The sequence below is a fragment of the Streptomyces sp. ALI-76-A genome (assembly GCF_030287445.1).
Taxonomy (GTDB): domain Bacteria; phylum Actinomycetota; class Actinomycetes; order Streptomycetales; family Streptomycetaceae; genus Streptomyces.
Genome location: NZ_JASVWB010000002.1, coordinates 7,459,437 through 7,473,513 on the forward strand (window position 1 = coordinate 7,459,437; position 14,077 = coordinate 7,473,513).

Consider the following 14,077-nt stretch of genomic DNA (forward strand, 5'->3'; position numbering starts at 1 on the left):
AGGGCTTTCGGGGTCGGGTGGCGCCCCGCGATGGACGGAGGGTGACCGGGAATTCCCTTCCGGGAGCAAGCCGGACGCATTTTCGTACAACCTCTACTTGTCCCTGTGCGTCCTGGTCGCTTACGTTCACCACCGATCCGGACGGACGCCCAATCCTGCCGCCGCCCGGAGCCCGCACACCATCACCCGTACACGGCAGGAGCGGGGGACCCACAGGTAGAACCGCCTGTTCCGGTCTCCGGAAGAGGCTTGGGGTTAAGTCGTGCCTCGGCACGGCCGGGCATCTCCAGTCCGCACCCGACAGCTCACCTCGCAGGCGCCGGAGAGGAATTCGTCATGCCCGCGAAGGGTAAGCACCGCCGTCCCAAGACCCAGCGCTTCACGCGTTCCATCGCCGTCGCCGGAACCGGCGGCGCCGCACTCGCCCTTCCGCTCCTCGGAGCCACCGGCGCCCATGCCGCGAGTGCCCAGTCCGTTTCGGAAAATGCCGTTCAGTCTTCGATTCCCACCGCCGCGAAGAATGTGGTGGCCGAAAAGCCGGTGGCCGAAAAGAAGACCGCCACGCAGACGACCGGCGTGACGACGTATGCCGTGCGGGCCGGCGACTATCTCTCGAAGATCGCCGACGAGCAGGACGTCAGCGGTGGCTGGCAGAGGCTCTACGCCGACAACCGCGAGGCCGTCGGCGACGATCCGTCGCTGATCCACCCCGGCCTGAAGCTCGCGATCGGCAAGAAGGCCACGACGAGCACGCCGAAGACCGGGTCGGCGGACTCCTCCTCGTCGTCGTCCTCCTCGAAGAAGTCGGAGTCCAACGAGTCGGAGTCCAACGAGTCGGCGTCGAACGAGTCGGCGTCGCAGACGTCGGATTCGTCCGCCTCCTCGTCGAAGTCCTCCACGTCGCAGAAGTCGACGGCCACCACCCAGAGCGCCGGCACCGCCGGCACCGCGAGCGGGTCCGCCGCCCCGGTGGCCGGTGCCACCGTCGGCACCCCGTACCGGATGTCCGGCAGCATGTGGTCCAGCGGTTACCACACCGGTGTCGACTTCGTCGTCCCGACCGGTACCTCGCTCAAGGCCGTCGGCGCGGGCACGGTCGTCTCCGCGGGCTGGGGTGGCGCGTACGGCAACCAGGTCGTCATCAAGCTGGCCGACGGCTACTACGCGCAGTACGCGCACCTGTCCTCGCTGTCCGTCTCCAGCGGCCAGACCGTGTCCGGGGGGCAGCAGATAGGCCTTTCCGGTGCGACCGGCAACGTGACGGGCCCGCACCTGCACTTCGAGATCCGCACCTCGCCCGACTACGGCTCGGACGTGGACCCGGTCGCCTACCTCCGTGCGAAGGGCGTCTCCGTCGGCTGACGCCCACCGACCGCCCGACCACCTGCCTGACACGCCGTCGAAGGCCGGATCCCGATCCCCGGGTCCGGCCTTCGGTGTGTTCCGGGGACCGGGCACGGCCTCCCCGCAGGCGTCCGGGCCGCTCCTGGCTCGGAGGGCGTTCTTGTCTCGTTCATGATCGCCGTATTGCGGTCTTGTGGCGGTGGCTCCCGGAGCGTCGACAACGAGGGGGCCGCGGGGACAGAGTGAACTCCGTTGTGGGGCAAGCGCTTTCTGCCGCCGACTTCCCGAAGGAGCTCCCGTGCACCCCGCCCGACGTCGAAGAACCGTCGCAGTCACCGCCGGCGCCCGCAACGCGACCCCGTTCTACGGCGACGTCCTCGGCGACTGGCGCGAGGAGATCCTCGCCGAGACCGCCGACCACAGCGCCCTGCGCCTGTACACCACCACCCGGCCGACCCGGACCCGTCTCCACACCCTCGCGCAGAACCCGGCCTACCGCCTCGGCTGGACCGTGCGCGGCTATCTGCAGTCCACGTACACCGACTACTGCCTCGGCACCGAGACCCGGCGCGTGCCGAAGCCGTCGATCACCCCTGCCGAAGGAGCCGTTTCCCATGACGACCACGCGTAGAGCGTTCGGAGCCCTGGCCGCCACGGCCGCCGTCACGGCCCTCGCCCCGGCGACCACCGCGAGCGCCTCACCCCGCCGCCATCACCGGCTGATCGCCCACGACGACTTCCGCCGCGGTCTCGGCCAGTGGGCCGTGGAACTCGAGAAGGGCGGCACCGTCACCGCCTCCCGGGGCGCCCTGGAGGTCGACGTGCCCGCCGGCGCGACGATCTGGTTCAGGAAGCGGCTGGAAGGTCCGTACGCGCTGGAGTACACCGCCACACCGGTGTCGGCGGGCGGTGTCAACGACCGGGTCTCCGACCTCAACAACTTCTGGAACGCCGTCGACGTCCGCTCCCCGGACGACCTGTTCGCCACCGCGCGGGGCGGCGCACTCGCCGAGTACGACTACTTGAGGACGTACTACGTCGGCTACGGCGCCAACACCAACACCACGACCCGGCTGCGCCGCTACGTCGGCGAGGCGGGCGTCCGGCCGCTTCTCTACGACTACACCGAGCCGCTGCTCGTACCGAACCGGCCGCACCGGGTGCGGATCGTCTCCGACGGTTCGACCGTGCGATGGTGGAACAACGGGCGGCTCGTCTTCGACCACCACGACCCGCAGCCGTACACCAGCGGTCACTTCGCCTTCCGGACCACCTGGAGCCACTTCCGCATCGCCGATTTCCGGGTGTGGCAACCGCCGCGTCAACAGCGCTGACGAAAGAGCTATTCCTGGATTGACCAAGCTTTGACGAGTGGTTTATATCACCGCCCGTCAATCCTTTCCTACGGTCGCGTAGCTCACATCCCAAGGGGAATCATGGGCCGACGTGGCAGACGATTCGAAGAGTGACATCAGATCAGTGATCGGGTCGTACGTGGCGCTGGGGGACAGCTTCACCGAAGGCGTCGGCGACCCCGGGCCCGACGGGGCGTTGGTCGGCTGGGCCGACCGGTTCGCGGTCCTCCTCGCGGACCGGCGTCCCGAGGGCGACTTCCGGTACACGAACCTCGCCGTGCGCGGGAAACTGCTCGACCAGGTCGTGGCCGACCAGCTTCCCCAGGCCGTCGCCCTCGCGCCCGACCTGGTCTCCTTCTGCGCGGGCGGCAACGACATCCTCCGGCCCGGCACCGACCCCGACGAGGTCGCCGAGCGCTTCGAACGGGCGGTGGACCGGCTCACCGCCGTCGCCGGCACGGTGATGGTGACGACGGGGTTCGACACCCGCCGCATGCCCGTGCTCAGGCATCTGCGCGGCAAGATCGCCACCTACAACGGGCATGTGCGGGCCATCGCCGACCGGTACGGCTGTCCCGTGCTCGACCTGTGGTCCCTGAAGGCCATTCAGGACCGCCGGGCCTGGGACGGCGACCGGCTCCACCTCTCGCCCGAGGGGCACACGCGCGTGGCACTGCGCGCGGGCCAGGTCCTCGGTCTGGAGGTCCCCGCCGACCCGGAACAGCCCTGGCCACCCCTGCCGCCGCGCGGCACCCTGGAGATCCGGCGGGACGACGTGCACTGGGCGCGCGAGTACCTGGTGCCGTGGATCGGGCGCCGGTTGCGCGGAGAGTCGTCCGGAGACCACGTCACCGCCAAGGGCGCGCTGTCGCCGCACGACATCAGGACGCGGATCGCCACAGTGGCCTGAGGGGGTACGGGTACCCGGCCGGTCGGTACGCGGTTGGTCGGTCCCCGTCCGGGCGGCCCCCGTCCGGACGCCTCGGGTTCGGACGACGCCGGAGGCCGGTGCGGTGCGGGAACGGGGCCTGCCGCTCGCCCAGGGACCAGGGCGCGCCGCCCCGGGACGGTCGCCTACGCCGTCAACGCCTCCCGCGTCAGCCCCAGTTCCCGGGCCAGTGCCTCGTCCACCCACTCCTGCGCCCGCGCGCGCGGGACCGCACCGGCGTACGACGTGAGCTGGACGGCGAGACCGTCGAGCAGGGCGGTGAGGCGCAGGGCCGTCCCCGTCGGGTCCGGGCAGCGGAACTCGTCCGCGGCCACGCCCTCGGCGATCACCTCGGCGAGCGCCGACTTCCACTGCGTGTCGAGACCGCGCGCCACCTCCCGCAGCGCGGGCTCACGCAGTGCCGCCGCCCAGCTCTCGATCCACAGCCGCCACCCCTTGGCCTGGCCGGTCGGGGCGTACCAGCGCACGGCCGCCCGCAGCCGTCGCAGTGCCGTGGTGCGCCGGCCGAGCAGCTTGCGGAACCGGGCGAGGTCGTCCTCGGCGGCATACCGGAACGCGGCGGCGACCAGCTGCTCCTTGGTGGAGAAGTGGTAGAGCACCAGCGCGTTGCTCACGCCGAGCGCCGAGGCCACGTCCGCGATCCGGACCGCCGCCACACCGCGCGCCTCGATCTGCCCGACGGCGGCCCGCAGCAGCTCCTCGCGCCGCTCCGCCACGCTCAACCGCACTCTCGCCACGCGGGTCACCTTATGGGGTCGCCATCGGCGCCGCCGGAAAGAGGCCGCTCACCCGCGGGTTCGGCCGGAAGTCACCGGTACCACCCGAAACGCTCCGCGATCACCGGCAGCCGGTCCGCGCCGATGGCGTGCGCCGCCGCCCGCGGCGACGTCCCGTCGGCCTCCGCCCGGACCAGCATCCGCCCGACCAGGGCCCGCATCGAGCGGCGGATGTGGGTGAACGCCTCGTCCGCGTCGGCCCCGATGTCGCCGAACAGCGTCCACCACCACCAGGTTTCGTCCCGGAGTTGACGACCACGTCCGGCAGCACGGTGATCCCGCGCGCGGCGAGCAGTTCCTCCGCCTCGGGCAGGACCGGCATGTTTGCCGCCTCGACGATCCAGCGCGCACTGATCCGCTCCTGGTTCACGGTGTCGACGGCGTACGAGACCGCCGCGGGCACCAGCACCTCCGCGTCCGCCGCGAGCCAGGCGTCGCCGGGCAGCTCACGGTCGTCGGGGCCGAGGCCGGCGCGGTCCACGGTGCCGTGGGCGTCCCGCGCGGCGAGCAGCGCCTCGACGTCCAGTCCCGCCGGGTTGGCGATCGTGCCCTTGATGTCGGCGACGGCGACGACGGTGAGTCCCGCGCGCGTGAGGAAACGCGCGGTGGCACCGCCCATGGTCCCCAGACCCTGCACGGCGACCCGGGTGCCCGCGTACGGCACGCCCGCCCGGTCCAGCGCCGCGAGCACCGACTCCGCGACACCGCACCCGCCGACCAGTTCGTCGAGCCCGATCCCGTCCACCTCGACCGCGAACGCGTCGGTGAGCCGCCGCCGCGCCGCGACCTCGTCGTCGAGCAGCGGATACACGGCCTGGACGGACGACACGAGCCCCACCTCGGCAGCCGCCCGGTCCACCAGGTCCTGGGAGAGCCCGAGGTCCTCGCCCGTGGTCCAGCAGCTCTCGATGTAGGGCCGCACGGCCCGCAGGTACCGCACCAGGAGCTCGTAGGCCCCCGGATCCCGGGGATCGCAGTCGATGCCGCCCTTGGCGCCGCCCAGGGGGACGCAGCGGCTCTCCGGGTCGTAGTGCAGCGCTTCCTTCATGGTCATCCCGTGCGCCAGCCCGGCCACCTCGTCCAGGGTGCAGCCCGCCCGCATCCGCAGCCCTCCGCTGGAGACTCCGCGCACCAGCCGGTCGACCACCAGGAAGCCCTGGCGTCCCGTGACGTGGTCGGTCCAGGTCAGCGACATCAGGGGAGCGGTCATGCGGTCTCCTCGGAGGGGATGGGCGTGCGGGGGCCGCGGGACGGCGGGACGGCGGGACGGCGGGTCGGCGTGGCGTCGCGCGGTGCGCGGTGCGGCGGGCGCCACAGCGCGCGGACGGGGGTGCCGGCCAGGGGCGGATACTGAATGGTGGGTCAGTATTCGGACCGTGGTCGCGCCCTGTCAACGCGGAACGGACGCCGGGCGGTAACCCGGCTGTCAGAGGGGCCGACCATAATGGAACGCCTCACCGACCCCACCTGGAGGTACACCGTGACCGGTTTCCGTTCCCCGAGCTCCGGGCTTGGCGCGCTGCGGCCCGCGGCCTTCGGCGCGGACCCGAGCGGTGAGCGCCTGGCGCGTATCCGCAGATCGCCCCACTTCAAGAACGGGGTGTTCCAGAACCCGGGGGGCACCGCCCGCACCCGGCCCTCCGGTTCGTCGGTGGAACTCGCCAAGGCCTTCCTGGACAAGGACGAACGCAACCGGCGCGCCCCCCAGGGCCCGGTGCCGGTGCACTCCACCACCCTCGCCGACATCTCCAGGCCCCCCGCCACGGGGCTGAGGCTGACGTGGATGGGCCACTCCAGCGTGCTCGCCGAGATCGACGGACACCGCGTGCTCTTCGACCCGGTCTGGGGCGAGCGCTGCTCCCCGTTCGCCTTCGCCGGGCCCAGGCGGCTGCACCCGGTGCCCCTCCCGCTGGCCGCGCTCGGCCCGGTCGACGTCGTCGTGATCTCCCACGACCACTACGACCACCTGGACCTGCCCACGATCAAGGCGCTGGCCGGCACCGACACCGTGTTCGCCGTGCCGCTCGGCGTCGGCGCCCACCTGGAGCACTGGGGCGTGTCCGCCGACCGGCTGCGCGAGCTGGACTGGCACGAGACGGCCAAGGTCGGCGGGCTCACCCTGACCGCCACCCCGGCCCGCCACTTCTGCGGTCGCGGCCTGCGCAACACCCAGCACACCCTCTGGGCCTCCTGGGTCGTCGCCGGGGACGCGCACCGGATCTACCACAGCGGCGACACCGGCTACTTCACGGGATTCCGGGACATCGGCGCCACACACGGCCCCTTCGACGCCACGATGATCCAGATCGGCGCCTACAGCGAGTTCTGGCCGGACATCCACATGACGCCCGAGGAGGGCATGCGCGCCCACCTCGACCTTCAGGGCGGACGGGCGCACGGCGCGATGCTGCCGATCCACTGGGGGACCTTCAACCTCGCCGCGCACGCCTGGGCGGAGCCGGGGGAGTGGACCGTGGCCGCCGGTGAGGCGGTCGGGCAGGCCGTCGCCGTACCCGTTCCCGGGCAGCCGTTCGAGCCCGCGGGGGAGCTGCCGGTGCGTCCGTGGTGGCGGGACGTGTCCCGGCCCCTGAAGGGCGGCTGGCCCACGCCCCAGCCGCCGGCGACGACGAGCCGGGACGACCTGGACCTGGTGGGGGAGGGCTGACCGTAGGCTCCTCCGGGGTGCGCCTGGGAGGAGACGAGACGCCGCTGCCCCCGGGTCTGCGCTCCTACTGTTCAGCCCGCCTCTCGGCGCCCGTCTCCAGGGAGCCGGGGTCGTCACCGGCGATCCGGCCCACGAACGTCTCGCTGGGCGTCGTCCCCGTCGTGCTGTGCTGGTCGGCCGCGTCGGCCGCCGGTTCGCCGCCCGTGTCATCCGGCCTGCCCGAATCGACCTGCGCGGCATCCGGGATGGTGGAGGGCCGCTCAGTCCCTTCGCCCCCGAGGTGTTCACGGATCCATGACCACACAGACATGGTGCCTCCAAGGGGAGGTGGGTACCGATGTCGACGGCGTACCCGTCCATGCTGTCGGCACACCTGTGCGCACGTACCTGATCAAGGGGTCGACGCAGATCTGGAAGTGCGCGGAAGCAGGTGTTTACCAGGCATGGCTGAGGCTAGTCGGTCCTGTGCCGTTGCCCGTCCCGACGGCCTGGAGGGCGGCCGTCGTGAGACGGGTTCCGCAACGCCCGAGACGAAGAAGGAGTCGTCATGACCGTTCCTGAGGAGAACCGGCCCAGGACCGAGTCGACTGATGGCGTCCTCACCGAGAAGGACACGACCGGAGCCGAGGAACACGACACGGGTGGCACCGGACGAACGGTCAGGGAGGCCTTCGAACAGGCGGGAGTGAGCCCTGACGATTACGAGGAGCAGTGAATCGGCATGGACCCGGGGCGTGTCGGAAACGTGTGGATCACTCGTCCGCCGTCGCCGGCCCGCAGGCCCGCTGCCCTCAAGGCCCCACGACCAGGGAGCTGACCATGACGAAGAACCAGAAGGACCCCCACTCCGAGGGGCAGGCGGCTCAGGCCGCGCAGGAGGCCCGTAAGGCAGAAGAGGAACGCGCGGAATCCCAGCCGTTCAGCTATCCGTACCCGGAGCGCCGCGCGAACGTCCGGGCCACCCGTCACATCACGCGGGAAGAGGCCGACGCTGACCTCACTCCAGGCGTCCCGGGCGGTTACGGCAGCACCGGGGGCGGTCAGCCAGGCGGAAGCGCCGGTATCAACCCCGACCGTGAAGGCACGCTGGACCCGTCCGAGTACGCGGACACGATCGGCGCCGGAGAGGTCGGTACCGATAGCGACCAGGACTGAGCGCCCGGACCAGCACAGGCACACGGCCGGCCAGGGAACTGAGCGCCCGGACCAGCACAGGCACACGGCCGGCCAGGAAAGAGCAGGACCGGCCCGTGTGCTTGTGGTGGTCCTGCATCCTTGGTCGGCCCTCGATCTGCTCCGGTCTCGGTGCCGACGACAACGGCTCGATCGGCGACCACAGTTGATCCGGCACGATCCACGGACGCGACCGGACACAGGCGGAAGTCACACCGTAGGCGCGTAGGTACCTGGGTCCACCCGTGTGCCGCGTGATCCCGCGCCGGTGAGGCGCCGGCGCTGATGAGGTGCGCGCGGGCGGCGCGGACGCTCGCGGGTTCGTGCGCGCGGCCGTCCCGGTGGGCTGCGGCCTGGCGCTGAGGCGTGCCGGTCGGTGGTCGCGCCCGGCGGGGAGCAGCCGTCCACACCGGCCCCTGTCTTGGCCAGAACCGGCACGCTCAGTGACATTGCTTGCGGCGTGGTACGGGCGCCGGAGCCATCGCGGGCGGGCCCGCGAGCCGGTTGTCGGCCAGCTGTGGGCCATGGTGAGGGCCGGGTCGGCCGCAGGCCGCCGACATCCTCCGTCCTCCCGTGAACGCTTCTGAACAGGTCTGATCGGCGTCAGGCGCTTTGTGTGCCGAGTTCGCGGAGAGCCCTTCGATCTTTCGTGCGAAGCCTCATACCAGAGCGGGACGCTGCCCGTACCAGTTTGTCAACTGCCCATCGCGCCGGATGCGTTGCCGACTACTGTCAGTGTCCGTCGGGCGACGCGGGGCCGAGCAGTTCGGTTCTCTCGACCGACGCTCGCATGCGCGTGCCCGCGGCACGCATTCGCCATGCGCACCTGTCCATCAGGACCGACGGACGAGTACGACGAGGACACCGATGTCTCACCTCCGCGCACCGGCCGCCCGCGCAGACCGCCGTGAGGGCGGGCGCCACGGCCGGCCGGCCGCCCGTGCCGTTCCCGCGCTGCCCGAGACCCACATACGGCCTCAGCTGATGCGTCTCGCCGTGCTGCCGCCCGTCGCCGTCGCCCTCAGCGGCTGTGCCGCGGTCCTGTTCACCGTGCGCTCCACCGGCGCACGGCCCAGCCTCACGCTCTGGAGCGTGCTCGCCGGCGCGGTCTCGGTGACCTGTGCGGGCATCCTCATCGCCGCCGTGGCCGCCGATCGGGCCGCCAGGTCCGTGAGCGACCGCATCGGCGCCCTGCGCCGCAGCAGCGCACGCGGCGAGGCCGACCTCCGGGCCCTGGTCGACGCCCTGCGCCGCGGCGAGGGCCCGCCCCGGCGCAAGCCGCGCAGCGGCCCGCCCGAGGACGCCGACGACCTGGAACTGCTCGCCGCCGATCTCGCCCGCGCGCACGACAGCGCGATCAGCGCCGTGGTGCAGGCCGCGCAGCTCTCCAGCCAGGCGGGCAGCGAACAGAAACTGGAGGTCTTCCTCAACCTGGCCCGACGGCTGCAGTCGCTGGTGCACCGCGAGATCTCCATCCTCGACGAGCTGGAGAACGAGATCGAGGACCCCGATCTCCTCAAGGGCCTCTTCCACGTCGACCACCTCGCCACCCGCATCCGCCGCCACGCCGAGAACCTCGCCGTGCTCGGCGGCGCCGTCTCGCGCCGGCAGTGGAGCAACCCGGTCTCCATGACCGAGGTGCTGCGTTCGGCCATCGCCGAGGTCGAGCAGTACTCCCGGGTCAAGCTCGTGCCTCCCATCGACGGCGAACTGCGCGGCCACGCCGTCGCCGACGTCATCCATCTGCTGGCCGAACTCGTCGAGAACGCCACGGTGTTCTCCGCCCCGCACACCCAGGTCCTGCTGCGGGCCAACCTCGTCACCTCGGGGCTCGCCGTCGAGGTCGAGGACCGTGGGCTCGGCATGCCCGTCGGCGAACAGAGCCGGATGAACGCCCTGCTCGCCGACCCGGACCAGGTCAATGTCGCCAGCCTGCTGGCCGACGGCCGTATCGGGCTGTTCGTCGTCTCGCAGCTCGCCAAGCGGCACGGCATCCACGTCCGCCTGCAGACCAACATCTACGGCGGGGTCCAGGCCGTGCTCGTCGTACCGCAGGCGCTCCTGGGCACGGTGCCCGGCGCCCCCGGCGTCGTACCGCAGCCGCCGGACGGCCCGGCGGGCCCGGCCGTGTCGTCCCCGCAGCCCGCGGCCGAGGCAGGGCAGCGGGCCGGCGCGACGACACGGGGTGCCGCGGCGTCGTCGGCGTCCTCCCGGCCGTCCACCGCACCGCGTCCGCAGCAGAGCGCGCCTCCCGCGCAGCGGGGGGCCAGGGGTGCCACGGGCGCCATGGGGACTGCGGGGGCCCGGGGGGCGAGCTCCGCTTCCGGACAGGGCGGCGCCTCGGCTGCGAGTCCGGGTGCGGTCGCCGGCTCGGGCGCGGGCGCCGGTCCAGCTGCGGGAGCGTCGGACGGCAGCGGTCCGCCGCCGCTGCCCGTGCGCGGGGCCCGTGCGGAGCGGCCCACTCCGGCGGAGGCCGTGCCCGGCATCAGGGCCGGCGACCGGCCTTTCGTCGCGGAGTACACGGTCGCGCCCCCCACTCCGCGCGGTGGTGCCGTGCGCGGCACCATGGGCAAGCCCCAACTGCCCCAGCGACGGGCCCAGGAGCACATCGCACCCCAGCTGCGCGACGGCCCAGCGCCGCGCCAGGACACCGAGTACCTGGCCGGCCACGACCCTGGTCTGATGGCGGCCTTCCAGCGCGGTGTCGGCCTCGCCGAGGCGCAGCAGCATCTGGAGGCGGCGTCCGGGGATACGACGGCTTTTGTGGCGCCGCCTCACATGGGGTCGGCCGACGTGGGGCCGACCCACACGGCCTCGGCCCGCATGCCCTCGGCCCGCATGCCCTCGGCCGACGTGGCGTCGGCGCACCCGAGGTCGGCGGATATGGGGCCCACCCCTGTCGCGTCGTCGGACATGTCCTCGACCGACATGTCCTCGACCGGCATGGGGACGACCCGCATGGGCGCGACCGACGTGTCCTGGACCGACGTGTCCCCGACCGACGTGTCCCCGACCGACGTGGCGTCGGCGGACACGGAGGCCGCTGACGTGGGGTCGACCCATCTGAGGTCGACCGGCAGGACATCGAGCGGCAGGGCGTCGACCGACGTGAGGTCTGCTGACGTGGGGTCGGCCGACACGGGGTACGACCACTTCGGGTCGGCCGACACGGGGCGTGGCCACTTGGAGTCGGCGCACACGAAGGCGTCCCACATGGAGCCGCGCTCCATGACGCAGGCCCACACAGACACCGTCGACCGGAGTTCAGCGCACTGGGACCCGGCCCACTCGGACGCCGTCCACAGGGGGTCCGAGCACATGGGCCCGGCCCTCGCCGACTCCTCGCACACGGGTGCTGTTCACGCGGCCCTCCCTCACACGAACCCGACCTCGCCAGTCGCACCGCTTCCGGATCTCGGATCCCCGGACCTGCGCCCCATGGACCCCGCCGACATGACCCCGGCGGCCTCCATGGACGTACGACCCATAGGCGCACGGTCCATGGACGCCCGGTCCATCGACCCGTGGCCCATGGACCGGGCCGGTACCGGCGAGGGGCGTTTCCCGCGCGCGGCGCCGGTGGCCCGCGAGGAGCCGGGCGGGCCGGAGAACGGTCCCGTGCCGGCCCCCGCGCCCGATTCCGACGTCGACCTCCATGCCGACCGCGACCACGATCCCGACCACAGCACCCGGCACGACGGGAGCGCACCCGCCGGATGACCACCCCCGCGTTCACCCCACCCCCCAGCGCTCCCGCAGACCTTCGTACCTCAAGGAGTCGATCCACCATGGCGAGCGAAGCGCCGACCGGCCATGTATCCGATCTCGACTGGCTGATGAGCGGCCTCGTGCAGCGCGTCCCGCACACCACCAGCGCGGTGCTCCTGTCCTGCGACGGGCTCGTGAAGTCCGTGCACGGGCTCGACCCCGACAGCGCCGACCACATGGCGGCTCTGGCCTCCGGCCTGTACTCCCTCGGCCGCAGCGCCGGCGTCCGGTTCGGCGACGGCGGGGACGTCCGCCAGGTCGTCGTCGAACTCGACGCGACGCTGCTGTTCGTGACCACCGCGGGCTCCGGCACCTGTCTGGCGGTGCTGGCCGGCCGCGAGGCCGACGCGGCGGTGCTCGGCTACGAGATGGCGATGCTGGTCAAGAGCGTCCGCCCCTACCTGGTGACGGCACCTCGGCAGCACACCGTCGAACCCACGGCGATGAGGCCTTGAACGTGGCGGCGGCCGGAGACGGGCCCTGGCTCGACGACGCGGCCGGGCGGTTGGTGCGCCCCTTCACGGTCAGCAACGGTCGTACCCGGCCCACCATCGCGCTCGACCTCCTGTCGCACGTGATGGCCACCGGAGCCACCCCCCTCGGCTACCTCGGCCCCGAGCACGCGCAGGTGCTCGACATGTGCCGCGCGCCCGTCTCGGTCGCCGAGGTGGCCGCCCATCTGAAGCTGCCGGCGGTGGTCACCAAGGTGCTGCTGTCGGACCTCGTCGACTGCGGGGCCCTGACCACCAAGCCACCCGAGTTCACCCACAACCCGACAGACCGGGCCCTTCTGGAGGCAGTGCTCGATGGACTACGACGACAGCTCTGACCCCTTTCCCACCGCACTGAAGATCCTGGTGGCGGGCGGGTTCGGAGTAGGCAAGACGACCTTCGTGGGCGCGGTCAGCGAGATCGCGCCGCTCAGTACGGAGGAACTGCTCACCACGGTCAGTGCCGCGACCGACAGCCTCGAAGGGATCGAGAACAAGGTCGAGACGACGGTGGCCATGGACTTCGGCCGCATCACCCTCGACCGGGAACACGTCCTGTACCTGTTCGGCACGCCCGGGCAGGAGCGGTTCTGGTTCATGTGGGACGAACTCTCCGAGGGAGCCCTCGGCGCGGTCATCCTCGCCGACACCCGCCGACTGGAGGACTGCTTCGCAGCCGTCGACTTCTTCGAGCAGCGCGGCCTGGGGTTCATCGTCGCGATCAACGAGTTCGACGGCGGGTACCGCTACGACCCCGAGGAGGTCCGTGCCGCCATCGACCTCGCCCCGGAGATCCCCATCGTCCGCTGCGACGCCAGGATCTCCAGCTCCGGGGTCCAGACCCTGCTGACCCTGGTACGCCACCTCATCGCCCACAGCCCGGCCGTCGCGCCGAGTCATGGCGCCCACATGTGACCCCCGCACACCCGCAACGGAGCCGCATATGCCGTACGTCCACAGCGACGGAGCCCGCCCATGAGCTACGACCTGCCCCGCCCGGCCGGTCGACTACTGCTCACCCCCGAGGACAAGGAGGCCCCCGCCCGTGCCCGGCGGCTGGCCTCGCTGGGCCTGGGGGACCATCCGGAGCCCGCCCTCGACGCCTTCGCGTACCACCTCGCCGAGCGAGTCGCCGCGCCGTACGCCATGGTCAACTTCGTCGGTGAGCGGCGGCAGTTCTTCGCGGGCCTGCGCGTCCCGGACATCAGACCTCGGGTGAAGGCCGACGGCACCGCACCCGTGGTGGGCCGCCACATGGAGCGCGACCACGGGTTCTGTCCCCATGTGGTGGTGCGGCGCAAGGCGCTGGTGCTGGAGGACGTCCGCGACTACCCGCGATTCGCCGGCAACCCGATCGTCGACGAGTACGGCATCCGCTCCTATCTCGGCGCACCCCTGCTCGACAGCGTGGGCATGGTGCTGGGCACCGTGTGCGTCGCCGACATCGAGCCGCGGCCCTGGGGCAGGCCCGGCCTGGAGACCATCAAGGCGGCGGCCGCCGAACTCGTCGTACGACTGGAACGTCGCGAGGGCGACGGACTTCCGGCTTGAGGATC

13 protein-coding genes, 2 pseudogenes and 1 riboswitch are annotated in these 14,077 nt (G+C 72.0%); of the genes and pseudogenes, 12 read left to right on the forward strand and 3 right to left on the reverse strand.

Annotation, left to right across the window (positions count from 1 at the left end; translation table 11 throughout):
- Positions 1–173 precede the first annotated feature (173 nt).
- Positions 174–334, forward strand: a riboswitch (cyclic di-AMP (ydaO/yuaA leader).
- A gap of 2 nt (positions 335–336) precedes the next feature.
- From QQS16_RS34020 to QQS16_RS34035, 4 genes are all read left to right on the forward strand, one after another.
- Positions 337–1,362: a M23 family metallopeptidase gene (locus QQS16_RS34020; RefSeq protein WP_286065897.1), complete on the forward strand. Its 1,026-nt coding sequence runs from the start codon at positions 337–339 to the stop codon at positions 1,360–1,362.
- A 280-nt stretch (positions 1,363–1,642) separates the two neighbouring features.
- On the forward strand, positions 1,643–1,975 hold the full coding sequence (locus QQS16_RS34025; protein WP_286065898.1) for a rhamnogalacturonan lyase family protein: 333 nt from the start codon (positions 1,643–1,645) through the stop codon (positions 1,973–1,975).
- A complete protein-coding gene (locus QQS16_RS34030) occupies positions 1,959–2,678 on the forward strand; it encodes a DUF6250 domain-containing protein (protein WP_286065899.1) in 720 nt (239 codons plus the stop codon). The genes QQS16_RS34025 and QQS16_RS34030 overlap by 17 nt, the downstream gene beginning before the upstream one ends.
- A 145-nt stretch (positions 2,679–2,823) precedes the next feature.
- Complete coding sequence (locus QQS16_RS34035) at positions 2,824–3,609, forward strand: SGNH/GDSL hydrolase family protein (RefSeq protein ID WP_286066548.1); 786 nt, start codon at positions 2,824–2,826, stop codon at positions 3,607–3,609.
- A 164-nt stretch (positions 3,610–3,773) separates the two neighbouring features.
- Here QQS16_RS34035 and QQS16_RS34040 read toward each other — a convergent pair whose 3' ends face one another.
- Positions 3,774–4,385, reverse strand: coding sequence for a TetR/AcrR family transcriptional regulator (locus tag QQS16_RS34040; protein ID WP_286065900.1), 612 nt, complete (start codon positions 4,383–4,385; stop codon positions 3,774–3,776).
- Between the two features lie 71 nt (positions 4,386–4,456).
- Positions 4,457–5,634 (reverse strand): annotated as a pseudogene (locus tag QQS16_RS34045) (Glu/Leu/Phe/Val dehydrogenase dimerization domain-containing protein).
- A gap of 270 nt (positions 5,635–5,904) precedes the next feature.
- Between QQS16_RS34045 and QQS16_RS34050 the strand changes: the two are divergent.
- Positions 5,905–7,089 (forward strand): MBL fold metallo-hydrolase, encoded by a 1,185-nt coding sequence (locus QQS16_RS34050; protein WP_286065901.1) that lies wholly within the window; start codon positions 5,905–5,907, stop codon positions 7,087–7,089.
- A gap of 64 nt (positions 7,090–7,153) precedes the next feature.
- Here QQS16_RS34050 and QQS16_RS34055 read toward each other — a convergent pair whose 3' ends face one another.
- Positions 7,154–7,399, reverse strand: coding sequence for a hypothetical protein (locus tag QQS16_RS34055; RefSeq protein WP_286065902.1), 246 nt, complete (start codon positions 7,397–7,399; stop codon positions 7,154–7,156).
- A 237-nt stretch (positions 7,400–7,636) separates the two neighbouring features.
- Here QQS16_RS34055 and QQS16_RS34060 point away from each other — a divergent pair, with 237 nt between their 5' ends.
- The 7 genes and pseudogenes from QQS16_RS34060 to QQS16_RS34090 all read left to right on the forward strand — a co-directional run bounded on the left by QQS16_RS34060 (position 7,637) and on the right by QQS16_RS34090 (position 14,072).
- The gene (locus QQS16_RS34060; RefSeq protein ID WP_286065903.1) at positions 7,637–7,804 is read left to right on the forward strand and encodes a hypothetical protein; all 168 of its coding nucleotides are present in this window, start codon (positions 7,637–7,639) and stop codon (positions 7,802–7,804) included.
- A gap of 104 nt (positions 7,805–7,908) precedes the next feature.
- A complete protein-coding gene (locus QQS16_RS34065; RefSeq protein WP_286065904.1) occupies positions 7,909–8,244 on the forward strand; it encodes a hypothetical protein in 336 nt (111 codons plus the stop codon).
- 885 nt (positions 8,245–9,129) lie between these two features.
- A pseudogene (locus QQS16_RS34070) lies at positions 9,130–11,004 on the forward strand (sensor histidine kinase); the annotation flags it as partial.
- Between the two features lie 1,046 nt (positions 11,005–12,050).
- The gene (locus QQS16_RS34075) at positions 12,051–12,485 is read left to right on the forward strand and encodes a roadblock/LC7 domain-containing protein (protein WP_286065905.1); all 435 of its coding nucleotides are present in this window, start codon (positions 12,051–12,053) and stop codon (positions 12,483–12,485) included.
- A 2-nt stretch (positions 12,486–12,487) separates the two neighbouring features.
- Positions 12,488–12,859, forward strand: coding sequence for a DUF742 domain-containing protein (locus QQS16_RS34080; protein ID WP_030938409.1), 372 nt, complete (start codon positions 12,488–12,490; stop codon positions 12,857–12,859).
- Positions 12,837–13,436: a GTP-binding protein gene (locus tag QQS16_RS34085; RefSeq protein ID WP_286065906.1), complete on the forward strand. Its 600-nt coding sequence runs from the start codon at positions 12,837–12,839 to the stop codon at positions 13,434–13,436. The genes QQS16_RS34080 and QQS16_RS34085 overlap by 23 nt, the downstream gene beginning before the upstream one ends.
- A gap of 60 nt (positions 13,437–13,496) precedes the next feature.
- The gene (locus QQS16_RS34090) at positions 13,497–14,072 is read left to right on the forward strand and encodes a GAF domain-containing protein (RefSeq protein ID WP_286065907.1); all 576 of its coding nucleotides are present in this window, start codon (positions 13,497–13,499) and stop codon (positions 14,070–14,072) included.
- Positions 14,073–14,077: the final 5 nt, after the last annotated feature.

What these genes read in the sequence shown, in the direction of transcription:
- QQS16_RS34065 (WP_286065904.1), top strand. Translation starts at nt 7,909, where the DNA reads ATGACGAAGAACCAGAAGGACCCCCACTCCGAGGGGCAGGCGGCTCAG.
- QQS16_RS34020 (WP_286065897.1), top strand. Translation starts at nt 337, where the DNA reads ATGCCCGCGAAGGGTAAGCACCGCCGTCCCAAGACCCAGCGCTTCACG.
- QQS16_RS34030 (WP_286065899.1), top strand. Translation starts at nt 1,959, where the DNA reads ATGACGACCACGCGTAGAGCGTTCGGAGCCCTGGCCGCCACGGCCGCC.
- QQS16_RS34055 (WP_286065902.1), bottom strand. Translation starts at nt 7,399, where the DNA reads ATGTCTGTGTGGTCATGGATCCGTGAACACCTCGGGGGCGAAGGGACT.
- QQS16_RS34085 (WP_286065906.1), top strand. Translation starts at nt 12,837, where the DNA reads ATGGACTACGACGACAGCTCTGACCCCTTTCCCACCGCACTGAAGATC.
- QQS16_RS34090 (WP_286065907.1), top strand. Translation starts at nt 13,497, where the DNA reads ATGAGCTACGACCTGCCCCGCCCGGCCGGTCGACTACTGCTCACCCCC.
- QQS16_RS34060 (WP_286065903.1), top strand. Translation starts at nt 7,637, where the DNA reads ATGACCGTTCCTGAGGAGAACCGGCCCAGGACCGAGTCGACTGATGGC.
- QQS16_RS34075 (WP_286065905.1), top strand. Translation starts at nt 12,051, where the DNA reads ATGGCGAGCGAAGCGCCGACCGGCCATGTATCCGATCTCGACTGGCTG.